Raw genomic sequence first — 26,165 nt, 5'->3', positions numbered from 1 at the left:
TCCTTTTATGGCGAAATAGGGAGCCGTTTATCTTCTTGATGTGGCTCAAAAATGATGCCGTCTTGTTTATATTTTTTAAGAATAAAGTTTGTCTTGGTCGACAATACAGAATCAATCGTAGAAAGTCTTTCCGATACAAAATTAGCGACTTCACGTAAATTGCGTCCTTCAATCTCAACTAGGAGGTCATACGCTCCTGACATGAGGTACACTGATTTTACTTGTGGATACAAATAAATGCGTTCTGCAATTCCTTCAAAACCACGACCGCGTTCAGGACTAATTTGAACTTCAATTAAGGCGGTTACTTTCTCATCATCGACTTTTTCCCAGTTCACAACGGTCGCATACTTCACGATTACATTGTCTTTCTCAAGTTCCGATACCGCTTTCTTGATTTCTTCTTCTGAAGTCCCAAGTAAAGTAGCAAGGAGTGCCGGGGTTCTTCTCGCGTCTTCTTTTAACAAATTAAGTACTTTTAATTTCAAATCATTAAGTTCTATCATGCATTTCCCTCCAGAGAGTACATCTTCAGTAAGCGGGTCCGTGTTACGGGCCATGCAGTGCCTTTTCGTTAAGCAGATTAAATATAATATGACATGAAATGAATATTACTGCAAATAAAAAAACAACACCTCATTGTTAGCGAGGTGCTGTTTTCCTATAAACATAGTTCCTACCTTACGTATGGATTGGAGGAATATTCACTTGTATTTAATGGTGACCCATAAGACTGACCCATTGGTGAGCCGGGTACTGTATTGATATTTTTTTGTTGTACGAACTGTTCACATTCTTGTTTTGTTTGATTTGCTGTCTGTATTTGTTTATTAATATCTGATTGGAGAGCTTTACCTGGAGCTGGATAAAAGTTATTTTGTTGCATAACGGTATAAAGTTCGCCCTGTAATTTCAAAGTACTGTTCGTTAAATCCGTAAACATTTGGCGAACAGTAGGACAGTTGGATTCGGTAGTTGCCGTACTGTATTCTCTTACCGTTCTTTTTAAATCGGCTAAGATGGTATACGCTAAATCTGCATCAGGCATAAATGAACCAGTGGAAGATGAATTCATCTTATTCTGCCTCCTTCTCAATATTTAAATACTTTAGATATCTGCTAATTAGATGGTTGTGTGGGTGCGAGCGGCTGATGTTGCTGCAGAACGCCAATAAGCTGATCCGCATGCTGTTTATGCATTTGAATATGCTGACTTAAAACTTGCTTCAGTGCTGGATTTTGAGTACTCGATGCGGTCGCTGCACACTGTTTAGTCAATAAATCTTCATTCGATAAACAATCCGCAATGTACTCGAGTTCCTTACCGGTGATCGGCTGCATTGATCCATTTTGCATAATTCTTACCTCCTTTTAGGTATGACTCTTCATTCTCGTTTGATAGCTTGCCCGTATTCAAGACCTTTATGTACCGCTAGATACGAACGAGCTTACGAAGAAACAGCCAACTAAGAACCGGAGAGAACCCGAGAATTACCATAAGCCATGTCATTGTTTTGCTTGAATCATGGATAGATAGGACTAGGATAAAGATTAGAATTCCTGCAATCCTTCCTGCGCTTAGACAAATTTCACGTAATACGACAAGTTCGACTCTTTTTGACACCATTTCATCACTTGTGCCCATGAGATCAAATACAGAAGAGATCATCGGCAAAATATAAAACGGCATAAATAATGCTGATCCAATACCAACGATGAGTAAGGTGCTGTAATTAACAGCCCATAATAAAGGCAGTGTAAGCAAAGAAAGCAGCAAAGCCCCCACCAATGATCCATAGTACCTGTGAGCTGGTTTATACCATTTTCCAACAAAATGATAACTGACAAGTGCCACTAAAGATGTGTACAGATAGAATTGTCCTAATTTTACTTCTTGAGTTGTAGCGATATATACCAAGAGGTTTACTAAAAATGAAAACACGCCTTCTCTAATTCCTTGAAAAGCAAGAGCAGGAGCTGCATGACGCCACGGACTCGGTGTATTTTTTAGCTGGCGAAAAGGTTCTATCCAGTAGTAAGTCCCTTCTGTCTTTCTTTTTTTCAAAAAGAAACTGACAATAATGCCCACTCCATAAACAACCATCGAAATTATAAATATGATTCTGTATCCTTGATTTGCCTTCGATAGCGAAATGACAAGACCCGATGCCCAGGGACCCACAATCCCAACAAGTGAACCGATAAGCCCAACCCATCCATTAAATAAGTCACGGTTATCTCGACTCGTCACTTCAAAATAAACCACATTAAATGAGATCCAGAACAAACCAAGCGAAGTTCCGAGTAATAACCCTAATGGCCAAATATACGATACGGCCTGCTGATCAAGCCAGAGTACAAGAAGATAGAATACAGCAGATAATAAAATGCCGACCCTGATGACATTCATTTTGTTATGTTCTTTCACCCATTTTCCAGCCAGCCAAAAAGTAAGGACAAGCGCTATCTGCTGACTGATGGTAAACCAGCCAATCATGGTGAAATCCTGCCGGCTTTTCCATAGAAACACATTAATAAAGGTGCCCGATAAGGCACTCGCAAGAACAAATAGACCATTCACAAACAGAAGCAGCTTGGATTGCCCGTCAAGCATCGCTTTTTTCACTTCGTTTCCCTCCTTACGCTCTGCTTCCTTTAGGAAGCAGGACTACCATAAGTAACAAAACTAATATGTCCTCTCTTCACAGAAAACTTGTCCCTAATTATCAATTTCGTAAAATTGGAAACAAAAAAAGGAACACACACCTTGAAGCGGCATGTATTCCCGTGTATTACATGTTTTTATTTACTTTGACTTAAGCGTTTCACCATACGCAGTCTATCCTCGGATGCTAGACTTTGTGTCGTATGAAAACAGGAAGGACAAACATAAATATTCAAACCAAATGGTGCTTCAAGCGGAGGCATAACGGATTGAACTTTTGTAAAGCTGTCTCTTGTTACCGTCTGTACACCGGTATGAAGCAAAAATTCTCGGCAGTTTGGACATTCAGGTGCTTCCTCTTGTAAATCGAGAATTGACTGCACAGCATCAGAATATTTAGCCAAATCAACCCCCGAATCTTCATATTGATCAAGTACTCTGGCAGTAGGAAGAAGTGTATCTGTTTCGTCCTCCCAAAGCTGATCATAATCTTCTTCGGTTACTTTCGCAGCCGCTTTTTCTTTCAAAATTTCCTCTTCCTCTGTGAGCGTCACGTTCACCGTACGATACCCTTCAAGATTCACTTTAGGAAGATCTTCTTTTTGGTTACCAGTTTGTAACGCATCTGCAGTGGTATCAGGTTCTTCTTGGTCTGGAATGGCTGATAGAGGATTATTGCAATAAGGGCACTCTTCTTCTGGACCTAGTTCCTCATCCCATACGATTTCTGTTTGACACCATGGACATACTGTTGTTTCCATTTCATTCATCCTTTCATACTCTCCCATTTCATCTTAGCCCATTACCCGTTCATCATATACACGATTCCTGCTGCAAAAAAAATGATGGCAGCAGCAAACAAAATCCGGGTTAAATTTTTCATGAGATCCTCCTGTACTTATAGAACCTTCTTATTTCAGTTCAACAACGGTCACGCCGGAACCGCCTTCTCCATAATTTCCAAGACGATAACTTTTGACATTTTTGTGTTTTCTTAAATAATCCTGAATTCCTGTACGGAGTACTCCTGTTCCTTTTCCGTGAATTAAGTACACTTGTCCTAAGTTAGATAAAAATGCTTCGTCAATAAAACGATCTGCTTCAATCAGTGCTTCTTCAAGATTCGCTCCTCGCAAATCAAGTTCAGAACGCACATTATCATCACGAGTCCGTTTCACCGCAGTAACATGGCGCTGAACCTGAGTTGATGCTTTTTGCGATGTTTCGATTAGTTCCAGATCGGAGACAGCTATTTTCATCTTCATAATTCCTATTTGGACAAGTGCCTCTTTGTCAGACAATTCAACCACATGGCCTTTTTGATTCAAACTGCTGACCTTCACTTCATCACCAAGGCCAATTTTTTTGGTCCCCGCTGCTTTTTTCACTTGTTTCTTGCGTTCTGCCGGCTCTGCTTCTTCCAGCCCTTTACGTGCAGCAATCAACTTATGCTCTTTGACAGAAGCACCTTCTTCAAGTGCCATTTTTCTAAGGTCATGAATGATCTTTTCCGATTCTTGACGTGCTTTGGCTACGATATCACGAGCTTCTTGCTCGGCCTTCGTTAACCATTTTTCACGTTGTTCTTCCAGTTTTTTGATTTCATGTTCATGCTGACTTCGAAGCTGCTCAAGTTCTGCACGAATTTGCTGAGCTTTATCATGTTCCTGCTCGGCTTTCAGCCGGTTATCTTCAAGGGATGCGATCATATTCTCAACACGCTGATCTTCCTCTTTCACTTCACCGCGTGCATAGTCGAGTATGTCAGATTGCAGACCTAAACGTTCAGCAATAGCAAAGGCATTACTACGCCCAGGTACACCAATCAATAAGCGGTACGTCGGACTTAATGACGCGACATCAAACTCCATGCTCGCATTAATAATTCCTTTTCGTTCGTATGCATATGCTTTTAATTCACTATAATGAGTTGTTGCAATCATACGACAACCTGTAGAGTGAATATGCTCAAGAATAGAGATTGCAAGCGCAGAACCTTCAGCAGGATCTGTCCCTGCGCCCAGTTCATCCAAAAGAACCAAACTTTTCGGTGTCATCTGGGATAGAATGCGAATAATATTCGTCATATGGCTTGAAAACGTACTGAGACTTTGTTCAATACTTTGCTCGTCGCCAATATCAGCATAGATCGCATCAAAAACACAAAGCTGACTTCCGTCTTCAGCAGGCACAAATAATCCTGACATCGCCATAAGACTGAGGAGACCAACCGTTTTAAGGGTAACCGTCTTACCCCCTGTATTCGGTCCTGTCACAATGATCGAACTATATGAATTTCCAAGTTCAAGATCCGTCGGTACCACTTTATCCAGTGGGATTAAAGGATGACGCCCTTTTTTGATCTTCATAAACCCGCGATCATTCATGATTGGCAGTGTCGCTTTCATTTCACGAGCAACCCGACCTTTCGCAAAAATGAAATCAAGGGTTCCCAACAATTCGACATCCTCAATCAACCACTCGGATTGCTCGCCTACAAGAGCAGTCAATTTCTGCAAAATAACTTCAATTTCGCGTTCTTCTGCTAAACGTGTTTCTCTCAGCTTGTTGTTCATGGCAACGATAGATTCCGGTTCTATAAACAGAGTAGCCCCCGATCCTGATTGATCATGAACAATACCACCGAAGTGGGCCCGATACTCCGCTTTTACAGGGATAACGAACCGATCCCCGCGAATCGTTATCAGCTGGTCTTGTAACATTTTAGAAACCGTAGATGAACGAATCATGGAGTCTAGCTTTTCTCTAATCCGCGATTCACCTGACCGAAGTTCTCTTCGGATTTGTGATAATGCGGAACTCGCAGAATCCAGCACCTCTGCTGTTTCATTGATACAAGATTTAATGGCATCTTCCAGCGGTTTTTGTTCTGAAAGCTGTTCGCTTAAAAATGACAACTTGCTGATTTCAATCTCATCTTCCATGCTGTGAAGAATTCGTTTTATCCTACGTGCCGTATGAACTGTATTATGGACAGCAAGCAACTCATGAGGGCTGAGTGTTCCTCCGATTCGAGCTCTTTTCACAGCCGATGTAATATCGGTCACTCCCGTAAAAGAAGGAATCCCTTTTAAACGATCTACAGCCACAGCTTGGTCTGTTCCTGTAAGCAAAGATTTCACTTCTTCAAGATCAGATACAGGCATTAAATTTTCTGCTTTATGTTTACCTATCTCGGTTTGTGTGTATAGAGATATTGTATTTAAAATTTTACGATATTCTAACGTATGCAAAATTTTCGAATCCAATGTGACAACTCCTCTCAGGCTCTATATTTCATTATAACGAATGAGCAGGACTTGCGCCATTTGAGAAATCAAATCTACACATAATTTGTGTTGATTTGCTACATAATAGGTTATGCATACCCAAGAATACATCAAATTTAAGGAGGATATATGATATGTCAATTTTAGGGGCAATTGTTCGTTTTATTGTGGCAGCAATTGTATTGTTGCTGGTAAGTTGGATCGTTCCTGGTTTCTCTGTACATGGTTTCGGCAGTGCACTTCTGTTAGCACTGGTAATTGCACTACTCGGATGGGTGGTCGAAAGTATTTTCGGCGAGAGAGTATCTCCATTTGGTCGGGGGATCGTGGGATTCCTTGTTAGTGCGCTTGTCATCTGGTTATCTCAATATATTGTAAGTAATGTATCAGCAAGTATTCTCGGTGCTCTTCTAGCAGCCCTTGTGATTGGGATCATTGATATTTTTGTCCCAACTCCATTCGATGCTGCAAAAAAACATAAATAATTGAACATAATAGCAAAAAGGTCTTCTTCTATATGAAGGAGATCTTTTTTGCTGTTTTTATTATTCATATAATTCAAAAATATGACGTAATTGGAATGTACACCCCTAAAAGATCTACGGTATCATAAAGAAGTATGTACCAAAATATTTTTATGGGAGGTTTTCACTCTTGAAAAAAGCAATCGTACTACTTCTAAGTGCAATGTTACTATTCGTACTTGCTGCATGCGGCCAAGACTCGAAATCAGGTTCAGACAGCGGAATTACGGAATCAGATGTGGCAGCAAGTGAAGAAATTACTATTAAAGCAACAAATTACGAATTCGATCAACCTGAATATCGTATTAAAAAAGGAGTTCCCGTTCGTATTGTTTTTGAAAACGTAGAAGGGAACCATGGAATTATTGTACCAGGACTCGGCGTGCAGCTCGACACTAAACAAAGTGCTACGGTGATTACTCCGAAAGAGACTGGCGAATTTGAAGTTGCCTGCTCCATTTTCTGCGGAAAAGGTCACTCGACAATGGTATCTAAAATCATTGTAGAAGAATAGCAACACAAAAGACCCTCGTGCCAGGCTAACTAGCCTGGCACGAGGGTCTTTTTACAATCATTTTTACAATGCTTCTTCTAATGAATGAAAGCTACATTAGTTTTGATCCTGCTCAATCAGTTCAATCCATTCATTATACTCCGTTTGGAGTTTAGCATACTCTTCTTGCAATTTACGGTATTCATTCGCCAAATCTTCTGATTTATCTTGATGCATTTCACGTTCAACTTCAAGGAGCCTCAACTGGTGTGCCGTTATTTCATAACGCTCCATAATTTCCTGGATTTCGGTTTCAAGTGCTTTTTTATCGCTTTCGAGCGAAGAAGAACGAGAGATCGCTTCATTTTTCTCATAGGATAATTCAAGCAATCTATCATTACCAGCTGCAATCTGTTTCTGCCAGCTCTTCACTTCTTCCTCTAGATGCTTGCGATTTGCTTCCCAATCAGCTTGTTGGTTCATGAGATACTGATATTCACGCTGAAGCTCCTTATTCTCTTGATCCATTCGCTCCTGCTGACTTGTCCAATCCTGTTCTTTCTCAGCCCAATCTCTAAGTTGACTGCGAAGCTGTTTCTGCTCCTCTTCCAACTGTTTACGTTCCTGCTGAAGCTTGGACTCAGCTTCTGTAAGCTCTTCACATCTTAATTGCCATTCAATCGCTTCTTCTTCGGCTTTATTGAGTAGAGACTGCGTATTATTCACTTCTGCTTTGGTATCTTTCAGTTCAGCTTCACGAATATTTAGATCTTTACGAAGCCGCTGCAGCTCTTGTTCGTATTGCTCTGACATTTGAAGATACTGCTGAGCCTCTTCTACAGAAGATTCAAATTTACCATTTAGTTCAGCATACTTACCGTCAAGAACAGACAACTGTTCTCTAAGATGATCGGTCTGCTGTTGCGCTTTTTGTGCTTCCTCTTGAGCCCTATTCAGCTCCTGCTGTAATTCGCGATGACGCGCTTCTGCAGACTCCAATTGCTCTGCACTTTCTAAGACGTCATTCTCCAGCTGACCAATCTCCTGTTTTCTTTGTTCCGCAATGGTTCTCCAATTTTTTTCACTTTCCGTAAGTGTTGCAATTTCACTTTGTAATTTACGGGTTGCCGCATGAGCTTGTTCGAGTACTTTTTGCAATCGGCGCTGTTCCTCTTCCGCTTTGGCCCCCGCTTGTTTCATTTTATTCAATTCTTGCTGGCTAGTCGCTTGTTGCTCCTGCAATTTACGGATGAGCGCAGTACTCGCTGTTTCCCTTTCAGCCGCTTGTTGTACTTTTTGTTTCAGCTCTTCTATTCTTTCCTGTGCTTTCAAACGATCTTGTTCAGCTGTATGGAGCTTTCTCTGCAGAGCAACACTGTTTTCTTTGGTTTCCGTAATCTGTTGTTCAAGTTCCTGTACTCGGCGTGTATGTTTTGAAATGTTCTCTTCCGCAGCAACATTCAAAGATTCAAGTTTCTGGATTCGAGACTTCTCCTCTTCTAATACAGCAGCCAATTGTTTGCGTCCTTCTTCTTCTTCAGAAAGTTCCCTCATCGCTTCTTCAAGCTGTAAACTCGCTTCTTTTCGCTCGTTTTCGAGACTCTCCTGCAATTGAGCCAATTCTTGAAGAAGTTTCTGCTCTTTCTTATCATGATCAGCCATCATTTGCTGTTTCGTGTTATTCAGTTCTGTTTTGTACAGTTCATACGCTTCTGTCTCGGCTTTCTCTGCTTCTTCCAACGCAAGGCGCTCAGCCTCTTGCACTTTAGCTTCCATTTCCTTCTTCAATTCTTGAAGCTGTTCTTCCGATCTTTCGCGTTCTGCTTCCAGATCATCATTTGCTTGTTGAAGACGCTGTTCCAGCTGTTCTGTACGCTCTAGCGCATCTGCCTTAATTGATGAAATTACATTTGCATGCTTTTCTTCGGTCTCCGTGAGCATTTCCATAACTTCATTAATACTCTTCTCTGCTTCTGCCTGAGCCTCTGCTTTGATGGATTCGATATCAAGCGCATGCTGTTCTTGCCATTGTTCAAGCTTCGTTTGCAGCTGTGCTTCTGCAAGGCGAATCTGTTCGTCAGCTGCGGTGCGAGCTTCACGAATTTCGGTGTCAGCCAGTTCCTGCATGGTTTGTAATTCTTCTGCAGCTTGCTGTTTATAATCTTGCAGTGCTTGATCTGCAGCCGCACGTTCCTGTTCCTTACGTTCCAATTTCTTCTCAAGGTCTTTTTTCAATTGTTGCCAATTGTTCTCAAGTTCCTGCTGCTTACGCTGGTGTTGCTCCGTAAGGTTTTTAAGTTTAATTTGAAGCTCTTTGTCCCAATTTTGTTTATCTGTTTGGAGCTGTTTCTCCCAATGTTCTTTGTTTGCCTTAAGTTGTTTTTCCCAGTTCTGTTGATCGGTCTGGAATTTAGTTTCAAGTGTTTTACGTTCTTGAACCACTTTATTCAGTTCAGCAGAACGCTGACTCAGGAGTACATTCAGCTCTTTCACTTTCGCGTCTGCTTCTTCTTGAAGTTTCTTCTGCTTTTGCTCTGCTTCAGCCAGCACTTCCTTACGCCGAGCCTCAAGCGCTGCCGTATGCTCTTTCTGTTTGTCCGATAATTGTTGCTGCCACTTTTTATCGTTCTGCTGCATACGAGTAGAGAGTTCCGTATTATTTTGTTTCGCCTGTTTTAATTCTCCCTCCCGAAGTGAAACCTTCGCAAGAGCTTCTTCTAGCTGAGCTTTGAGTGCTTTTTGTTCTTCGGCACGAACACTCTCAAGCTGAGCCAGTGCTTGCTGAGCAGATTGCTTTTCTTTCTCCATCTCTTTCGTAACCGTTTCAAACTGCTCTAATTTTTCTTTTTGTTGTTCATAAGTAGTTTTGAGTTTATCCAGCTCAGTAACAAGCTGAGTGCGTTCGCCAGTGACCATCTTCAGTTCATTCTTTACTTGCTGAACCTGAAGAGACTCTTCTGCCATATGTACTGCAGTGAGTACTGCAAGTCTTGGAGTATCCAGTCTGGCATGATTTTTAGAAATGGTGTTCATTCTTTCATCGACCATACTGGCCACTTGTTTCATATATTCGGCACTGCTGCCGACCAATTTATAAGTAGTTCCGTAGATCTCTACGGTAACGCGTGTACGATCAGGTGTAGTCACAGTTGTGCCCTCCTTCAAGTCTGTATGTTGATTCTTAGATGATGTAACCCTATTTATTAGGTTATAAGTGTAAGTATAAAGATCCCTAAACAAAAAGTCACATCGAAGCCTTTATCTTTAAGGATTCGATGTGACTTAGAGCAATTCCTTCAATTAATTCCTCAAAAAATAAAGGAGAAACATGGAAACTTACACATCAAGCTCGTCATATCCTTATTTTCGGAGTTCGGCTCCAAAACGAGTAGAAAGATCCTCTACTACTTTACTATGAACGGCTGTAATTTCTTCTTCTGTCAGCGTATGTTCATGGTGACGGTATGTCAGGGCAAGAGCAACACTTTTCTTACCAAGACCAAGTTTTTCTCCAGTAAAGATATCGAACACCTGAACCGATTGTAACAGTTCTCCCGCCGATTCACGAATCGATGCAAGCAATGCACCTGCTTCAACATTCTCCTCAACGACAACTGCAATATCACGTTCAACAGCAGGGAAACGAGGAAGCTCCCGATACACAAGTGCAGGTCTTGCATATTCATAGAGTGCTTCAAGCGATAATTCTGCAACATACGTATCCGCCAGATCATAGCTGTTTTGAATTTCAGGATGAACCTGCCCCATTGTTCCGATCAGGATCGCATCTTTGCCTTCTACATTTAGATAAATAGAGGCTGAACGTCCCGGATGGAAGTCCTTCGGTTCATTTGCAACATAGGACACGTTTTTATCAAGACCAAGGTAAGCAAAAATAGACTCAATAGCTCCTTTTAGATCAAAGAAGTCTACTTTTTGTACAGACGTATTCCATTGTTTTTCTACCCGATTTCCACTAAGAAGCAGGGATAGTGCAGGAATTTCACGCGGCTGTTTTGTCAAGCTTTCTTCTTCTGTATAGAACACATTTCCGATCTCGAAAAGTGCCAAACTGTCCTGTTTACGATTTCGGTTGTATTCTGCTGCGGAAAGCATCTGCGGCAAAATGCTAGTTCTCAGTACACTTTGCTCTTCACTCATCGGCATAGCTAGTTTAACAGAGTGACTGCCTTTGGTAAGTTCCGAGAACAATGAACCGCGCACCGGATTTACGAAAGAGTAACTGATCACTTCATGATAACCGCCATTCGAAAGAAGAGCACGAAGCGCACGGCGAATCGTTTGTTCCTTCGTGAAGGAACCTGGTGTAGTCGGACCTTCAATTACGGTTGTAGGAATAAGGTCATATCCATATAACCTTGCTACTTCTTCAATCAAATCTACATCACGAGTAATATCACCGCGGCGGGTAGGAACAGTTACTTTAAGTTCATCACCAGATGATACCTCATATGCAAAATGAAGACGATCGAAAATCAATTTAATCTCTTCAGTTGTGAGCAGGGTTCCCAGATATTGATTCACTTTATCAGTAGATAAAGAAATCACAAGCTCTTCTGTTTGAGCGGGTGCAGATTCTACAACCCCTGGATGTACCGTACCTGCTGCATACTGAGCGATCAGAGATGCTGCGCGGTTCAGTGCTGGAATGACGGAGTTCGGATCTACATTTTTCTCAAAACGAAGACTGGATTCCGAGCGAAGCCCTAGATCACGAGATGTTTTACGAACCGTTGTTCCATCAAATTTAGCAGATTCGAGCAACAGGTTAACCGTATTACTCGTTACTTCGGAGTTTTCTCCGCCCATCACCCCTGCGATTGCAACCGGTTTTTCACCATCGGTTATAAGAAGCATCGTTTCTTTCAACTTGCGTTCTTGTCCGTCAAGGGTCACCATTGTTTCGCCTTCAGCTGCCGTACGTACAACAATGTTACCGTGAGCAAGGCTATCTGCATCGAATGCATGTAAAGGCTGTCCATATTCAAGCATGACATAGTTCGTAATATCCACAATATTATTAATTGGACGAATACCAGCTGCCATAAGACGATTTTGCATCCACAGTGGAGAAGGAGCAATCTGTACTCCGGTAATATAGCGAGCAGCGTAATGAGTGCAGAGCTCAGGCGCATTCACCGTTACCGAAATATGCTCCGCTGCTGGGGAACCCGATTCTGTTAATTGCTCTTCCGGTTTTGGCAAAGTGATCTCTCTGCCTAAAATCGCGCTCACTTCATAAGCTGCACCAATCATTGATAATGCGTCGGAACGGTTTGGTGTCAAATCAAGTTCGAGCACTTGATCATTAAGACCGAGTACTTGTTCAATCGGCGTACCTGGTTCAAGATCGGAAGGAAGAACAAGAATACCTTCTTGTTGTTCTTTTGGCAGCAATTTATCATTAAGTCCCAGCTCTTTCGCAGAACAAATCATCCCTTGGGATAATACGCCGCGCAGTTTTGCTTTTTTGATATCAAGACCGCCGGGAAGTTTGGCTCCGATCATAGCTACCGGTACTTTTTGACCTGCATCTACATTTTTCGCGCCGCACACAATTTGAAGTTCTTCTTCAAGACCTGCATCGACTTTACATATATTAAGTTTATCCGCATCCGGATGTTTTTCTTTGCTCTTCACGTAACCGACTACAACTTTAGTAATCCCTTGGTTACGGTTTTCCACTGCATCAATTTCAATTCCCGCTCTTGTAATACGCTCAGCCAGATCTTCCGGAGCTACATTTTCAAGAGATATATAATCAGACAACCACTCTGTAGATACTCTCACGGACGTTCACTTCCTTCTATAAAAATAGGTTTACCTTTATTTGTAATTATGAGTAATCTATAATCTTGCAAACTGCTTCAAGAATGACATATCGCTGTTATAAAAGTGACGGATATCATCCACACCATATTTCAGCATGGCAATACGCTCGACACCCATACCAAATGCAAAACCGCTGTATTCAGACGGATCGTATCCGCCCATCTCCAGCACTTTTGGATGTACCATTCCCGCTCCAAGAATCTCAATCCAACCTGTTTGTTTGCAAAGTCTGCATCCTTCACCGCCGCATTTAATGCAAGTTACGTCAACTTCTACACTCGGCTCTGTAAACGGGAAGAAACTTGGACGAAGTCTGATCTCGGTATGAGCTCCAAACATTTCACGAACAAATTGCAAAAGGGTACCTTTCAGGTCACTCATACGGATGTTTTTGCCTACAACGATTCCCTCTACCTGATGGAACTGGAAGGAATGAGTCGCATCGTCATCATCTCGGCGATATACTTTTCCTGGTACGATTACTTTTACCGGGGATTCACCTTGCATTGCTTGCATGGTACGAACCTGAACGGGAGAAGTATGTGTTCTCATGAGGATGTCATCTGTAATATAGAACGAATCCTGCATATCCCGGGCTGGGTGGTTCTTCGGCAGGTTAAGTGCTTCAAAGTTAAAATAATCCGTTTCAACTTCTGGTCCTTCTGCTACTTTGTAACCAAGCCCAACGAAGATATCTTCAAGGTCCTGAATTACTTTTGTTAACGGATGAAGACCTCCCTCAGGCATACGGCGTCCTGGCAAGGAAATATCAATTTTTTCTTTAGAAAGGCGTCTCGCAGTCTCTTCTTTTTGGAAAGCTGTTTGTTTTTCCTCAATAACAGACTCAATCGCACCCCGCACTTCATTCGCCACTTGGCCGATAACCGGACGTTCCTCTGCACTCAGGGCACCCATACCGCGTAAAATCTCAGTAAGTGCTCCTTTTTTACCTAAATATTTCACACGTATTTCACTTAGCGCCTTATCATCGGCTACGTTTGCAAGCTCAGCGAGAGCTTCAACTTGCAGTGCTTCCAATCTTTCTTTCATGTTGCGGTTACTCCCTTCGTAACTCCAGATTTTAATCTTTTTAATCAAAAAAAGGCCTTTTCTCCCCCATAAAAAGGGACGAAAAGACCGTGGTACCACCCTTGTTAGATTCATGTACGACTAGAATAAATCTGCGGTTTTATAATAAAACCGAGCTAGTCTGTACGAATTCAATCTCACTTTAGCACGTTTGTAACGGTCGTGAACCGGTATCCTCTACTGACCATAATATAAGGCATTTACATAGGCACCCTATCTGCTGTTCAAGGAACTGCTCCGGAGCGAACTTCGACAGCCTGATTTCGTAGAAACGCTCTCAATCTAAGCGGCGCTTCCTCCCTGTACAAAAGCACTGTGTACTCTTCTCCATCCATGCATTTTGCTCATTAAAATCTCACATATAGATGAAACTAAAGGCCGTCACAAATCTTTGCTTCATTCCGTTAGTTTTTCTACATTGTTTGCTACATTATTATACGCAAATGACAAGTCCCAATCAAGTCCTCATCTCAAAAATAGACACTGCTTCTTCTCATATGTTCCGAAACCACTTTAGAAAAGCATCTGCGACTTCCTTTCCCGCAATGCCGTTTGGATGCGGATCATATTCATTACTCATAAATCTAGGCTGAATCCGGTGTTCCTCTGGTGCAGGGCAGGATAGAACTTTGGCAATATCAAACACTGCATCCGTTCCTTCGGGTGGACAGGTCCGAATCGTTTCATTGACAGTTCGCCACACTTTTTCTCTATCCTCCGTAAAATTAAACGGCGGCACCGTAAATAAGATCACCCGCACACCCCCGCGCTCGAGATTTCGCTTTATTTTTCGGATAATAAAAGATAAGTCCGCAAGCAATTCATCTGCGCTTCGATTTCCAATATCCATATCATTCACCCCGAGGACAATGGCTACGATACTGCCCTGTTTGGATTTAGCAAGCCACGGGCCGTCCGTTGCTGCATCATAGGCTCTTGCCCATCCTGAACCAATATTCCAAATACCATAATCAGGACCAAGCCCATCAGCTATACGAGAAACCCAGTACTCATAGCCATCCTGCCCTGTTCTTACTCCCTGAGTTATGGAATCTCCCAAGAAAACAATCTCTTCCTTCATCTGTCTTTTATATCCTATAAAAGCAGGCAGAACTAGCCGATTCTGAGAAGCTGTAAACAGGACACCTTGTTCTTCATCTGCCTGATTCCCCTCTGCTTCAAAAGCAGATACAAGCAGCCCCTCCGTATTGTATGGAAATGATTTTCCTGCAGGAGCTGAAATTGTCCACGAGAACACTAAATCATGTCCTGCCGGAACATCTATATGTACCGAATCACTCCAGAACTTCTCTGCAGGAGTGACTTCTTTACTCATTTCTCCATCAAATGTCACCTTTACTGCGCTTTTAGGTATAATACTGCCATCTCGTTTATGCCCGCTCACCGCTACATAAGCGCTTTCAATAACCCATACACCGCCAGGCATACTTCCTTTCGCCGTGTTCCCTACATCCCAAGTTGAGTCTACCGCATTACTGTGCCAAAACTTCAAATCAAGCTGACCTGTTTCTCTCAGTCTTACGTATGTCCGGTAGGTACGTATAGATGCTGTTTCCTGCTCCATGATGAAATTAGTTGCCGTAGAGACGGCTGTTGCCGATCCATATTCACCTTCCATTTCTCGCTCATTCCTCCTCATTATGTAAAATAAAACTATCGTAAATCTATTATACTAAAGCTTTGGTTATAATCGATTATGAATTAGGTTCTCGGAAAACAAAAAAAGCCCCTTGCCTTAGGCAAGAGACTCTTACTATGAAGCGGGTGATGGGAATCGAACCCACGCTATCAGCTTGGAAGGCTGAAGTTCTACCATTGAACTACACCCGCTATAAGTATCGGGACGACACGATTTGAACATGCGACCCCCTGGTCCCAAACCAGGTGCTCTACCAAGCTGAGCTACATCCCGTCAAATGAATGAGCGCCATTCATTAGTGACAAGAAACAATATATCACAACTCTGCTTTCTCTGCAACCCTAAATTTATAACTACAATACATTTTTCTCAGTCACAGCACATGCAGTTCAGGTAAACAAAAAAATGCATGTGCTGAGTATCCTCTGAGAATCATTTTAGGCGATAGCTTTTAAAAATTGAGATTCGAAATCAATCGATGCAAGGGGTCTGCTGAAGAAATAACCTTGCGCATCATTACAGTGCTGTTCTTGTAAAAATAAAAGCTGGTCTTCGTTCTCTACCCCTTCCGCAGTCACTTTGAGCTGAAGATGCTTTGCCATAGAGGTAATCGTGGATACGATTGCTTTATTGTTCCGATCCACCATCAGCTCCCGCACAAAGGACTGATCGATTTTAAGACGATCGATAGGCAGATTTTTCAGATAATGAAGTGAACTGTATCCCGTACCAAAATCGTCAATACTGATCTGCACTCCAAGCTTTTTAATACGTTCGAGTACTCTCATCCCTTGCGTCATATCAAACATCGTACTTTCTGTTATTTCAAGTTCTAAGTATACAGGGTCAAGGCCTGTGTCCTGCAACACACGCTCAATTCGTTCTGCAAGCTGCACTTCCTGAAATTGTTGGATCGATAAATTCACGGATATCGTCAAAGGTTTGTATCCTTGATTTTGCCACATTCGGTTCTGATGACACGCTTCTCTAAGCACCCATTCTCCGAGCGGGACAATAAGTCCGCATTCCTCAGCAATCGGAATAAAATCGATTGGCGATATACGTCCTCTCATCGGATGGTTCCACCGAACAAGCGCTTCAACTCCAACCACTTCACCGGTAGCCAGATTCATCTGCGGCTGATACTCAAGATAGAATTCATTACGTTCTAGGCCTTTACGTATATCGTGTTCCATCTGTAAGCTCTCTTGAGCTTCTCTCTTCATAGATAAGGTATATCTATTAAAATCTTGTCCTTCATTCTTGGCAAAATATAAAGCCGTATTTGCATTACGAAGAAGTTCGTCCGGCTTAGCACCATCATAAGGATATATACTAACTCCTGCCGAAGGGGTAATGTATAGTTCTCGTTCATTTATAAAAATGGGATCTTTAACACGCTCTAAAATTTCATAAACCCGATTATGTAACATTTCTACGCTTTCTATTCCGGTCAAAACGATTGCATATCGATCTCCTCCAAGAGAAAACACTTCTTTTCCCCCTTGATAATCAAGCAAGCGTTCTCCTGTCTGTTTCAACAGCTGGTCCCCGAGTATATAACCAAGGGAATCATTAATAATCTTAAATCGACTAATATTAATAACAAGCAAACCTAACAGTGCACCATCAGCCTCTAATTTTTCCAGACATTTACTCACATAGTGAAGCAAAGATCTCCGGTTACCAAGCCCAGTGGTCTCGTCATAATGGGCCATATAGTCTAATTTTTTTCTTGTTACTTTTTGCTCTTCTAACGGACTCTTAATATAGACGTTATAATAAATATTTTGAAATATTATATACGAAATCAATTGAAACAACATCGAAAAAGTAAAGTATACATCCTGAACATAAGTAACTTGAAGTATAAAACCTTGGCTTATGATACAAAAACAAACGCCTAGGATCAGCCGGAAATTAATTTCCTTACTGCGCTTCTTTCGCGAGAAAATAATACCTGCTAACGCGAACACAAAAAATAAAAGAAGCGATGCATGCATAACATAATAAGTTGAATTGATCGACTGTGTCCACGGATCAGAACGGCTGAGAACAGATTCTGTTATGCCGTTATTGTAAAGAACCAACATAAGAAAACTGATATACAGGGTCCCCATCGTAAAACTTACCCATCTTGGGAATGGCTTTTGCTTTGCAGGCAGCTTAAATCCGAGAAACAACATACACATCACACAGATTAAGCGAGCCATAAAAATAATGACAAGTACATCTATGGAATCAACCAACAGTTTATAACCCATTCTTATTTCCCCGTAATAAAGAAACAGCAAAAGTTTAAGCAGTCCACCCGCAAAGAAGACGTAAGAAAAGTATTGACCATTCCTGGTTCGATCCCCTTTTGCCTGCATTCTGCTCTGGTTATAGGCAGATAAACAAATAATCATTGAAACTAATGAAATTCCAAGACCTAATAGATGAAATAATTCTTGATTTACGATTGATGATAATGAACCTGGTATCCATGGAGTCAGCAAACATAAGAACAAACCCGCTGTCACTATTTTAATGGATTTGTGATATCCACTTTTTAAGTTCATAACATTTTCCATGCCTCCATTCATCTATAACTAAAACCAACTTACTTGTCGCTCTCTATTCAATCTAATTTGACACATTTCAACAATTTTCTTCCACTTTCCTGGACTATAATACCATTTTTTAAGGAGATCGTGTATCTTTTTTTGTGAACAACGATGCATATCAACGTATTTTATAGTTCTAAAGACACATAAAGGAGGGATTAAACACAAAGAAGAACGCTCTATGTGAATATCCACATAGAGCGCCTGGTCATCAAGCTAAATTTTTGCAAATTGGTTATCTATTCAAAATTAACTTCGGGTGTGGTGAGCTTGTCGTAAAAATCTACGACCTGATCTTTGCTTTCCGAAGCTCGAAGAGCCATTGCTGAACGAGGATGTTCATCAAGATGTCCTGTAACCATATAAGGCAGAAGGTAACCCCATTCTTCCTTTTCCCGTAAAGGCACAAGCCAGTTCTCCAGCACATTTAGAACCGGACGCAATTTGTACTTGGTTCCCTTCAAATGAGCAATAAGCAGTTCCGTCGGACAATTACCTGCTGCACGTCCCATTCCGTACACAGATGCATCAAGAAGTTCTACACCAAGTTCTGAGGCAATCAGTGTATTTGAAAAAGCTAGCTGCATATTGTTATGTGTATGTACACCGAGTCGTTTATTAGGAAGATGCTTTTTGAATTTTTCAACGAGGTATTTAATGTCGTTATGATCCAGGCTGCCGTATGAATCTACGATGTAGACTACATCTACAACACTCTCATTAATCATTTCAAAAGCTTCTAAGAGTTCATTCTCCATAACGTTAGAAAGAGCCATAATATTCAGCGTTGTCTCGTAACCGCGGTCATGGAATGTCTGTGCAAGCTCTAGACCTTTGTCCACATCCTTGATATAACAAGCCACACGAATTAAATCCAGCATACTTTCGCTGCGAGGTAAAATATCAGCTTCGTCTACTCTGCCAATATCAACTAAAGCAGATAATTTCGTAGTTCCTTTTTGCGGGATCACTTTACGCAGAAAATCATCATTCAAAAAGCGCCATGGTCCTGCTTTTTCTGCTCCTTTAAGTAACTTGGGAGAGTTTTTATAACCAATCTCCATGTACTCTACCCCTGCTTCATTCAGCCCTTCATAAAGTCCTTGGACAAACTCAACGCTGAAATCCCAATTGTTTACGAGACCGCCGTCTCGAATCGTGCAATCTACAATTTTGCTTGTGTTCGTCAATGTCTTCATGCATAAGCTCCTTTGGCATCTTTATCTATTTCTACCATGATACTTGAACGTAGAAGGAAAAGTAAAGAGAAGGTTTACCTATTGATTTGACTTCCATTCCCTATCTATTTGTTGAATCACTTCTTCACTTACATTTCTCTTTCCATACCTAACTTCGTTATATAAGGGGAATAGGTCATCAGAAACTGCTCCCAAATCATCCTTATGTCTTTTATTCGTTCTTTCTGTCTTAGCTGTCGTCTTTATCTTATCCAGCTCTTGTTTCACTTCAAAAGGAGTTAGATGAGCTGGGATCTCAAGTCCCTGTCCTTTGACCCGGAGAATATACTCTCGATAATAATACCGAATGCGCTCCTTAGGATCACTCGGCACGGACTCTCTTTGAAAGAAGCGAAGCCAGCTCTTCTTCTTCGGTTTTTCTTCAATCGTTTCAATGATATCTATATATGCCGTTTTAGGCGGGATGACCGGCACTAAATTCTTTTTACGATGTTCTAAATACTCAGTGAACTTCACAAATAATTTCCAAGCCTTATAAAATATAAAACATAGCACTGCGACAGCTGCTAAGAAAACAATGGCTCGGAGTAAAAATTCCCAAATCGGTGATGGTTCTTGCGGAATTTTTTCCTCATTTGGCAGAAAGGGAAGAGGAGACTCCGTTACACCCGAGGAATTAGGGATATTCTGCTGCGGAGTCTCACCGCTGAATAGATTTCTCACCCAAGCAGTAAACCAACTCCATACAGAGGCAGCTACTTCAGATAAACGCTGAAAGGCTCCGACAAGTAAAACGATCATAAGGAAGAGTAAGGTACGTAATTGATTAATCTTCGTAAAACTTCTTACAAGCGGCCTTTGCCCCTTGAAATCAAGAGTAACCTTCCGCATTTCCTGGGTATGGCGATCCCAGAGCAGTAATATAAAACTAGCCAGTCCGCTTACATAAACCCCCACACTGTATGGCGTAAGCGAAGAATATCTTCCCACAAAAAAACTGAGTATTACCAATGATACGAGACCAACGACCCGATATTTTTCGGATATAAAAATCGTATGCTTGATATGCTTCTGCAAGTAAAATCCCCGATAGCCTATAGTTCCGCCAAGAACGACTCCTGCTATGATGAAGAGTAAACGATTCTCCGTTGATCCTGCCATAAAAGTCGCAGTGGCAATTACCATTCCACCAAGTACTGCTAGGGCAACAGCAAATGCTGAACTCTTCATAGATAGCACTCTGCCGCTCAATACCCCGGCACTGATCGCAACAAAACCAATACAGAGCACATACATAGGAGGAATTTCGAGAACATAGACAGATAAAATAACAATAAGAGCATAGCCATAGATTAATTCGGCAGCGCCTTGTAATATAGCCTGAACAGGAAAAGTAAAGGTTTGTTTCTTATCCATTTCTCCCCTCCTTATCCTCTAAGAACAAGACGGTGATCCGGTTACCTGCGGTTCGCAGTCTTGCTAACTGGGTTTCCATCGCTTGTGACACATAGGCGGTAATCAGTAAATAATCGTGCTTCCGTTCCTCATCTTCTTGCCGGTCAGCTTCATCCCGCAGCATTTGTTCCATTGGCATAAGGCACTTTAATTGAACCTCAGCCATTGCTTGCATAATATATTCGGCATGAACAGAGCCGTAGTCTGCATCAATCCGAATACTTGTATCTCCCTGTTCCGAATAAGCATTGTGTGCAAACCCTGCCTTGAGTCCTCTGCTGGCAGCATAACTAACTGCTGTGGCTGCATAAGATAAGCCTCGCTCCGCAAGTTCCGGTCTAGTCACTACACTCCACATCTCCTCCGATTCCTGTATATTAAATAGGATCATCGTCTGTGGGTCAGAACTGAAGCCCTGCTTAAATACTTGAAGATCACCTGTTCTTGCGGTAGCACTCCAGTGAATCCGATTCATTGGATCGCTTTCCCCATAAGGACGAACCCCTACAATTAAAAAGGGATCTTCCACGATCCACCTGGATACTTCTAGTTCTCCTTGCCATACTTCGAAGTTTGACGGCATTTCATGATCGGAGAGGATTTCCGGATACACAGTCAAAGCAATGGATACGGGCAACTTTTGACTTGTAGAGTAGATATTAAAGAGATCTCCTCCCGTCATCGTGACCGTCTCCATCTGATAAACACCTCGTTTCTGACATACCACGAAGTGTCTTCTAGAGATTTTAGTGAAGGGTCTCATCGTAAACACGCTTTGATGATTTTGATAAATGTTTCCTTTACTGATCCCCATTTCTTCTCCGGTTTGAAAAGAAAAGGAAGCAGGCATCATCGCTTCAAGACGCAGCCAAGGAATAGGCAGTCTTTTTTCATTAGCAATCTTTTCCGTCATAACTAACTGATCACCTGCATAACAGCGATCTTTTTCAAATTCTCTCGAATACGTAACGCGCCTAAGTACAGGAAGTCCAAATATCGCTTGCTCCACCAAAATTAGCAAAAGACCGACAACAATAAACCATAAGAGATCCATTAGCTAGCCTATGCTACTTTCTGAAGCCATGTTTTCACTCGGGACTGGGATTTGTTCAATGATACTTTGAAGCAGGGCTGCCGCCTTCCCTTCCTGTTGTCTTGATCTTTGGTGGAGGACAAGCCTATGAGATAAAACAGGCAGAGCGAGCGCTTTGATATCGTCAGGCAGGACGTAGTCCCTATTTCTTATGGCAGCCCTGGCTTGGGCAGCTCTAACCAGTGCCTGTGTTCCTCTCGGGCTTACACCAAGGGCAATATCAGGATGGCGTCTTGTAGCCTCTGCTATAGCAATCATATACTGGAGGAGATCTTCCTCGACTTGAACGGACTTAAAGGATTGCTGGGCTGAAATCATATCCTCCTGTGTGATCACAGGGGTTATGGGAGACTGAAAACCGCCTTCAATCGTCCGTTTCAAGATTTCAATGCCTTCGGCTTGGGAGGGATAACCCAAATTCATTTTTAACATGAATCGATCCATTTGCGCTTCTGGCAGCGGAAAAGTTCCTTGGTTATCAACTGGATTCTGCGTTGCTATGACAATAAAAGGTTTGGATAGTACATGAGTTTGTCCATCCACACTAATTTGTCTCTCCTCCATACACTCTAACAGACTGGATTGTGTTCTCGGCGTTGCTCTATTAATCTCATCTGCTAATACGATATTCGCAAATAAGGGGCCTGGCCTAAATTCAAACTGTCCCTCTTTCTGGTTGTAAAAATGAATTCCCGTCATATCCGACGGTAATAAATCTGGAGTAAACTGAATCCGCCGAAATGAACATTCCATCGAAGCAGCTACCGTTTTAGCGAGCATCGTTTTACCTGTCCCAGGGACATCTTCCAATAAGATATGACCTGAAGCGATGAGTGCGGTCAACAATAAATCTACCGATTCTTCTTTGCCGATCATGTACTTCGCTATATTTGTTCTCAGTTCTTGTGCCATATTCGCAATTGCCTTGATTTCAGCCTCAACCACAGAAAGACCACCTTTATACTTATAATGAGGAAACGTTTTCATATATGTGTTTTTATTTTATCACAACGCCAGAAAACATGCATTTTATGTAAAAAAAAGAAGGTATACCCCTGGTTTCTCCCAGGCATATACCTATCTACCATTCAAATCCTATTCTTGTTCCTCACTTGTGATCCACTCTACAATGGTCCGGACCATGACACCTGTGGCTCCTTTCGGATTTACACCTCGCTCTTTCGAAAGAAATGCAGTTCCAGCAATATCCAGATGAATCCAAGGCATCCCGTCAGCAAAGGTCCCTATAAACAAACCAGCAGTACTTGAAGCTGCATTTCGTCCTGTACTGTTCCGTAAGTCTGCTACATCACTTCTCAGCATCTCTTGGAATTCGGGATACGCAGGAAGCGGCCATACTCTTTCACCGGTTCGTCTAGAAGCTGAAATAAACCGACTCAAGAACGTCTCATCATTCGTTACCGCACCAGTGGCAACATCTCCAAGTGCCGATAATACAGCCCCAGTTAACGTTGCTACATCAATAAGACGAGTTGCACCTAATTCCTTCGCGTAGGTCATACCGTCAGCAAGTACAACTCTTCCTTCTGCATCTGTATTCAGAATTTCAACGGTTCTGCCGCTAAGTGTTGTAATGACATCACCGGGTTTGAATGCACTGCCAGAAGGCATATTCTCAGCGGTTGGAATAACGACCAGTACGTTCAGTTTCGGCCGAAGGATACATAAGGTCTCAAGTGCCCCAAGCACGGTTGCTGCACCGCCCATATCGCTGATCATTTCTTCCATACCGACACGAGGTTTGAGCGAAATACCGCCTGTGTCAAAGGTAATTCCTTTTCCTACAAGTCCCACAATGTCGCCATCCCATGTTTCTTTTCCTTGATACTTAATGACGATCATTTTGGGCGGATGGATACTGCCTTTTCCTACAGCGAGAATTCCGCCCATCCCTTTTTTCTCAAGTTCCTTTTCATCTAAAACGGAATACTCTAGTCCATGTTTCTCAGCTAGTTGTTTAGATGCTATGGCAAGATCTTCAGGAACGAGCATATTCCCTGGAAGATTGGTTAAATCTCTGGCATAATTGGTCCCTGCTGCAAAAGCTTGACCCCGCTCGATCCCTTTCTCCCATTCTTTTTGAAAATCAGGATCTGTGACTTTTTCTTGATGAAAAGTTAGTTTACTTGGTCCTATATAAGCTTTTTGTTTCTGTTTATAGTTTTTTCTTTGGTATACTCCTAAAATAAAACCTTCCGTTAACGCGTGTGCTACCTTTGAAACATCAAGTGTATCGGAATAGGACACCAGCGACGAAGGCAGAGCAAATACCACTTCATCTGCACTCACCTGCAGTGAAGCTTTGGCTGCTTTGGCAGCGAGATTACGGAGCTCATCCACGCTCATGGGATGCTCCCCTGTTCCTACTAAAACGAGTGTAGCAGCTGCACTCCCTTGCTTTACAGGGATGGTGAACAGTTGATTCTCCGAACCATTAAAAAGTCCTCTTTCTTTTACCGAAGTAATCGCTTGTTTCCATGATTCCGGAAAATGTCCCGTAATCCACTCGGCTTCTGATACCATACATATGACGGCATGTGCCTCAAGTGATTCTACAGGAGTTACCGTTTCCCATGTAATTTCTAATGTGTTGTACATCAATCTTTTCATCTCCCAATCGGTATATCGTTTTGAATAAAGCAACGAAAGGTATTAAGAATTGAATTCATTTATACACGTGTTCCATACTACTCCATATATACCCTTCGTCACACGTACAAAAACAAAACAAGCCGGAAGCTCGTCAAGCTCCAGGCCTACTTTAATGATGAAGGAAAAATTCGTAAAAAACAATCTACACGAGAGGCAAAGAAATGTTAAACCTGGTCCCTTCTCCTAATTTGCTATGTACAGCTATAGTCCCACCATGATTCTTAATGATACGATAGCTTACAGATAGTCCAAGTCCCGTCCCTGTCTCTTTTGTTGTGAAAAACGGATCAAATAATCGAACAAGTGTGTTGTTGTCCATCCCATGGCCATTATCTTTTATGGAGATGACAACATGACCTTGCTCCTCATGCGTAGCAATCTGAATGATGCCAGAATAGTCTTCTCCTACAGGGTCCATAGCATCCATCGCATTTTTCACTATGTTCAGCATGACTTGTTTAATCTGTTTAACATCAATAGAGACATAAAGGGGAGTCAGATCATTATTCAGCTGTATCTCACAGCCATTCATTAAACCTTCACTCTCAGTAAGAAGAACAATTTCTTTAAGTAAAGACTGGATAGGAATGACCGTCTTCTGAGGCGCAGAAGGTTTTGAGGAATTCAAGAATTCATAAATAATATCGTTAGCTCGGTCAATTTCTGTCAAAATAATTTTCGCATATTCGTCCTTACCTAGCTGCAGCAAATGAGGACGAAGCAGTTGAATGAACCCTCGTATAGCGGTAAGCGGGTTTCGAATTTCGTGTGCAATGGAAGCGGATATTTGGCCGAGCATCGCAAGCTTGTCATTTTGATACGCGGTCTGTTCAATTTGTTTGAAATCTGATACGTCTTTTACACTCAGCAGAAAATTCCCATCCATCTGATCCCCATAGGTCATTGTAATGAGCCAATGTTTTCCATACTCATCTAGCAGTTCATGATAGTGCTTACGATGGAAGATGGTCTCTCGGTATATCCTCAGAATTTTCTTCTTTTTGAACCGGCTGATATATGGATGTTGAACTAACTGAAGAACGTTACATCCAAGTAACTGATGCCTTGGAAGCTCCAGCAATTTTGCCATCTGTACATTGATAAAAGTTAGAAAACCTTCGCTATCAAACAGCATGATTCCACTGTCCAAATGTTCCAAAATGTTCTCATAATTACTATTATCAAGATGCCTTAGTGGAAAAGCCTCATTGGCAGAAATCAAAGTGTCCTGAAACTCACTGATCATACTCAGGTTCCCCCTTTTTACTTAAATGGAACTTGCCGATCGGACTAGCAATGGTCGCAGAACAGTAAGACCGTCTACCTTGAAGTATGTTATCTTCCTATCAGAAGGGCATTGGTTTTGCCTTTTGTAAGACTTTCGTAGATCTATTTTTCGATACGAAATAGCGCTAATGTGAGCCAATGTTTGTAAACTAGCTGATTCCGCTTTGAAAGAAGTCTATTTTATCATAGACAAGGTTACCAATCCTAGTCAATCAGAGATACTGTCGAATAAACAGAAATAATTGAGATAAATCCTTTTCGCTCAGGTATAAAGGACG

19 protein-coding genes and 2 tRNA genes are annotated in these 26,165 nt (G+C 41.8%); 2 read left to right on the top strand and 19 right to left on the bottom strand.

Annotated elements, in window-relative coordinates; genetic code table 11:
• Positions 1-5 precede the first annotated feature (5 nt).
• From GQY27_RS07050 to GQY27_RS07025, 6 genes are all read right to left on the bottom strand, one after another.
• On the bottom strand, positions 6-506 hold the full coding sequence (locus tag GQY27_RS07050; protein WP_160032851.1) for an Lrp/AsnC family transcriptional regulator: 501 nt from the start codon (positions 504-506) through the stop codon (positions 6-8).
• Positions 507-676: 170 nt separating this feature from the next.
• On the bottom strand, positions 677-1,075 hold the full coding sequence (locus tag GQY27_RS07045; protein ID WP_160032850.1) for a spore coat protein: 399 nt from the start codon (positions 1,073-1,075) through the stop codon (positions 677-679).
• Positions 1,076-1,119: 44 nt separating this feature from the next.
• Positions 1,120-1,356: a spore coat protein gene (locus GQY27_RS07040; protein WP_160032849.1), complete on the bottom strand. Its 237-nt coding sequence runs from the start codon at positions 1,354-1,356 to the stop codon at positions 1,120-1,122.
• 76 nt (positions 1,357-1,432) lie between these two features.
• Positions 1,433-2,626, bottom strand: coding sequence for an MFS transporter (locus tag GQY27_RS07035; protein ID WP_268893021.1), 1,194 nt, complete (start codon positions 2,624-2,626; stop codon positions 1,433-1,435).
• 176 nt (positions 2,627-2,802) lie between these two features.
• Positions 2,803-3,435 carry a hypothetical protein gene (locus tag GQY27_RS07030; RefSeq protein WP_236570520.1) on the bottom strand — a complete coding sequence of 211 codons (633 nt, stop codon included), beginning with the start codon at positions 3,433-3,435 and terminating at the stop codon, positions 2,803-2,805.
• A 141-nt stretch (positions 3,436-3,576) separates the two neighbouring features.
• Positions 3,577-5,934, bottom strand: a complete 2,358-nt coding sequence (locus GQY27_RS07025; RefSeq protein WP_160032848.1) for an endonuclease MutS2 — start codon at positions 5,932-5,934, stop codon at positions 3,577-3,579.
• Between the two features lie 155 nt (positions 5,935-6,089).
• Here GQY27_RS07025 and GQY27_RS07020 point away from each other — a divergent pair, with 155 nt between their 5' ends.
• Positions 6,090-6,440 (top strand): phage holin family protein, encoded by a 351-nt coding sequence (locus GQY27_RS07020; protein WP_160032847.1) that lies wholly within the window; start codon positions 6,090-6,092, stop codon positions 6,438-6,440.
• A gap of 169 nt (positions 6,441-6,609) precedes the next feature.
• Entirely contained in the window at positions 6,610-6,993 is a 384-nt protein-coding gene (locus tag GQY27_RS07015; RefSeq protein WP_160032846.1) for a cytochrome c oxidase subunit II, read from the top strand.
• A 96-nt stretch (positions 6,994-7,089) separates the two neighbouring features.
• On the opposite strand, the gene GQY27_RS07010 is transcribed toward GQY27_RS07015, so the two are convergent.
• From GQY27_RS07010 to GQY27_RS06950, 13 genes are all read right to left on the bottom strand, one after another.
• Positions 7,090-10,119, bottom strand: a complete 3,030-nt coding sequence (locus GQY27_RS07010; RefSeq protein WP_160032845.1) for a hypothetical protein — start codon at positions 10,117-10,119, stop codon at positions 7,090-7,092.
• A gap of 213 nt (positions 10,120-10,332) precedes the next feature.
• Positions 10,333-12,783: a phenylalanine--tRNA ligase subunit beta gene (gene pheT / locus GQY27_RS07005; RefSeq protein WP_160032844.1), complete on the bottom strand. Its 2,451-nt coding sequence runs from the start codon at positions 12,781-12,783 to the stop codon at positions 10,333-10,335.
• Positions 12,784-12,840: 57 nt separating this feature from the next.
• The gene (gene pheS / locus GQY27_RS07000; protein WP_160032843.1) at positions 12,841-13,875 is read right to left on the bottom strand and encodes a phenylalanine--tRNA ligase subunit alpha; all 1,035 of its coding nucleotides are present in this window, start codon (positions 13,873-13,875) and stop codon (positions 12,841-12,843) included.
• A gap of 532 nt (positions 13,876-14,407) precedes the next feature.
• Complete coding sequence (locus GQY27_RS06995; protein WP_160032842.1) at positions 14,408-15,553, bottom strand: SGNH/GDSL hydrolase family protein; 1,146 nt, start codon at positions 15,551-15,553, stop codon at positions 14,408-14,410.
• Positions 15,554-15,694: 141 nt separating this feature from the next.
• Positions 15,695-15,765 (bottom strand) — tRNA-Gly (locus tag GQY27_RS06990).
• A gap of 8 nt (positions 15,766-15,773) precedes the next feature.
• Positions 15,774-15,847 (bottom strand) — tRNA-Pro (locus GQY27_RS06985).
• A 164-nt stretch (positions 15,848-16,011) separates the two neighbouring features.
• Positions 16,012-18,135 carry a putative bifunctional diguanylate cyclase/phosphodiesterase gene (locus tag GQY27_RS06980; RefSeq protein ID WP_160032841.1) on the bottom strand — a complete coding sequence of 708 codons (2,124 nt, stop codon included), beginning with the start codon at positions 18,133-18,135 and terminating at the stop codon, positions 16,012-16,014.
• A 284-nt stretch (positions 18,136-18,419) separates the two neighbouring features.
• The gene (locus GQY27_RS06975; protein ID WP_160032840.1) at positions 18,420-19,379 is read right to left on the bottom strand and encodes an aldolase catalytic domain-containing protein; all 960 of its coding nucleotides are present in this window, start codon (positions 19,377-19,379) and stop codon (positions 18,420-18,422) included.
• A 78-nt stretch (positions 19,380-19,457) separates the two neighbouring features.
• Positions 19,458-20,795 carry a DUF4129 domain-containing protein gene (locus tag GQY27_RS06970; RefSeq protein WP_160032839.1) on the bottom strand — a complete coding sequence of 446 codons (1,338 nt, stop codon included), beginning with the start codon at positions 20,793-20,795 and terminating at the stop codon, positions 19,458-19,460.
• The gene (locus tag GQY27_RS06965; protein WP_160032838.1) at positions 20,788-21,888 is read right to left on the bottom strand and encodes a DUF58 domain-containing protein; all 1,101 of its coding nucleotides are present in this window, start codon (positions 21,886-21,888) and stop codon (positions 20,788-20,790) included. Before GQY27_RS06965 ends, GQY27_RS06970 begins: the two co-directional genes overlap by 8 nt.
• Positions 21,889-21,891: 3 nt before the next feature.
• Positions 21,892-22,839 carry an AAA family ATPase gene (locus GQY27_RS06960; protein ID WP_236570531.1) on the bottom strand — a complete coding sequence of 316 codons (948 nt, stop codon included), beginning with the start codon at positions 22,837-22,839 and terminating at the stop codon, positions 21,892-21,894.
• Positions 22,840-23,022: 183 nt separating this feature from the next.
• Positions 23,023-24,546, bottom strand: a complete 1,524-nt coding sequence (locus GQY27_RS06955) for a leucyl aminopeptidase (RefSeq protein ID WP_236570519.1) — start codon at positions 24,544-24,546, stop codon at positions 23,023-23,025.
• A 196-nt stretch (positions 24,547-24,742) separates the two neighbouring features.
• Complete coding sequence (locus GQY27_RS06950) at positions 24,743-25,846, bottom strand: ATP-binding protein (RefSeq protein ID WP_160032836.1); 1,104 nt, start codon at positions 25,844-25,846, stop codon at positions 24,743-24,745.
• Positions 25,847-26,165: the final 319 nt, after the last annotated feature.

Origin of the sequence: Paenibacillus sp. An7, assembly GCF_009870785.1 — a bacterium.
Lineage (GTDB): Bacteria > Bacillota > Bacilli > Paenibacillales > Paenibacillaceae > Paenibacillus.
This window is presented reverse-complemented; position numbering and strand designations above follow the sequence as displayed.

Bases quoted from the DNA above. Each gene is read 5' to 3' on its own strand.
- GQY27_RS07020 (WP_160032847.1), top strand. From the start codon at position 6,090: ATGTCAATTTTAGGGGCAATTGTTCGTTTTATTGTGGCAGCAATTGTA.
- GQY27_RS07050 (WP_160032851.1), bottom strand. From the start codon at position 506: ATGATAGAACTTAATGATTTGAAATTAAAAGTACTTAATTTGTTAAAA.
- GQY27_RS06950 (WP_160032836.1), bottom strand. From the start codon at position 25,846: ATGATCAGTGAGTTTCAGGACACTTTGATTTCTGCCAATGAGGCTTTT.
- GQY27_RS07040 (WP_160032849.1), bottom strand. From the start codon at position 1,356: ATGCAAAATGGATCAATGCAGCCGATCACCGGTAAGGAACTCGAGTAC.
- GQY27_RS07045 (WP_160032850.1), bottom strand. From the start codon at position 1,075: ATGAATTCATCTTCCACTGGTTCATTTATGCCTGATGCAGATTTAGCG.
- GQY27_RS07030 (WP_236570520.1), bottom strand. From the start codon at position 3,435: ATGAATGAAATGGAAACAACAGTATGTCCATGGTGTCAAACAGAAATC.
- GQY27_RS06980 (WP_160032841.1), bottom strand. From the start codon at position 18,135: ATGAACTTAAAAAGTGGATATCACAAATCCATTAAAATAGTGACAGCG.
- pheS (WP_160032843.1), bottom strand. From the start codon at position 13,875: ATGAAAGAAAGATTGGAAGCACTGCAAGTTGAAGCTCTCGCTGAGCTT.
- GQY27_RS06965 (WP_160032838.1), bottom strand. From the start codon at position 21,888: ATGGATCTCTTATGGTTTATTGTTGTCGGTCTTTTGCTAATTTTGGTG.
- GQY27_RS06975 (WP_160032840.1), bottom strand. From the start codon at position 19,379: ATGAAGACATTGACGAACACAAGCAAAATTGTAGATTGCACGATTCGA.
- GQY27_RS06970 (WP_160032839.1), bottom strand. From the start codon at position 20,795: ATGGATAAGAAACAAACCTTTACTTTTCCTGTTCAGGCTATATTACAA.
- GQY27_RS06960 (WP_236570531.1), bottom strand. From the start codon at position 22,839: ATGGCACAAGAACTGAGAACAAATATAGCGAAGTACATGATCGGCAAA.
- GQY27_RS06995 (WP_160032842.1), bottom strand. From the start codon at position 15,553: ATGGAAGGTGAATATGGATCGGCAACAGCCGTCTCTACGGCAACTAAT.
- GQY27_RS06955 (WP_236570519.1), bottom strand. From the start codon at position 24,546: ATGTACAACACATTAGAAATTACATGGGAAACGGTAACTCCTGTAGAA.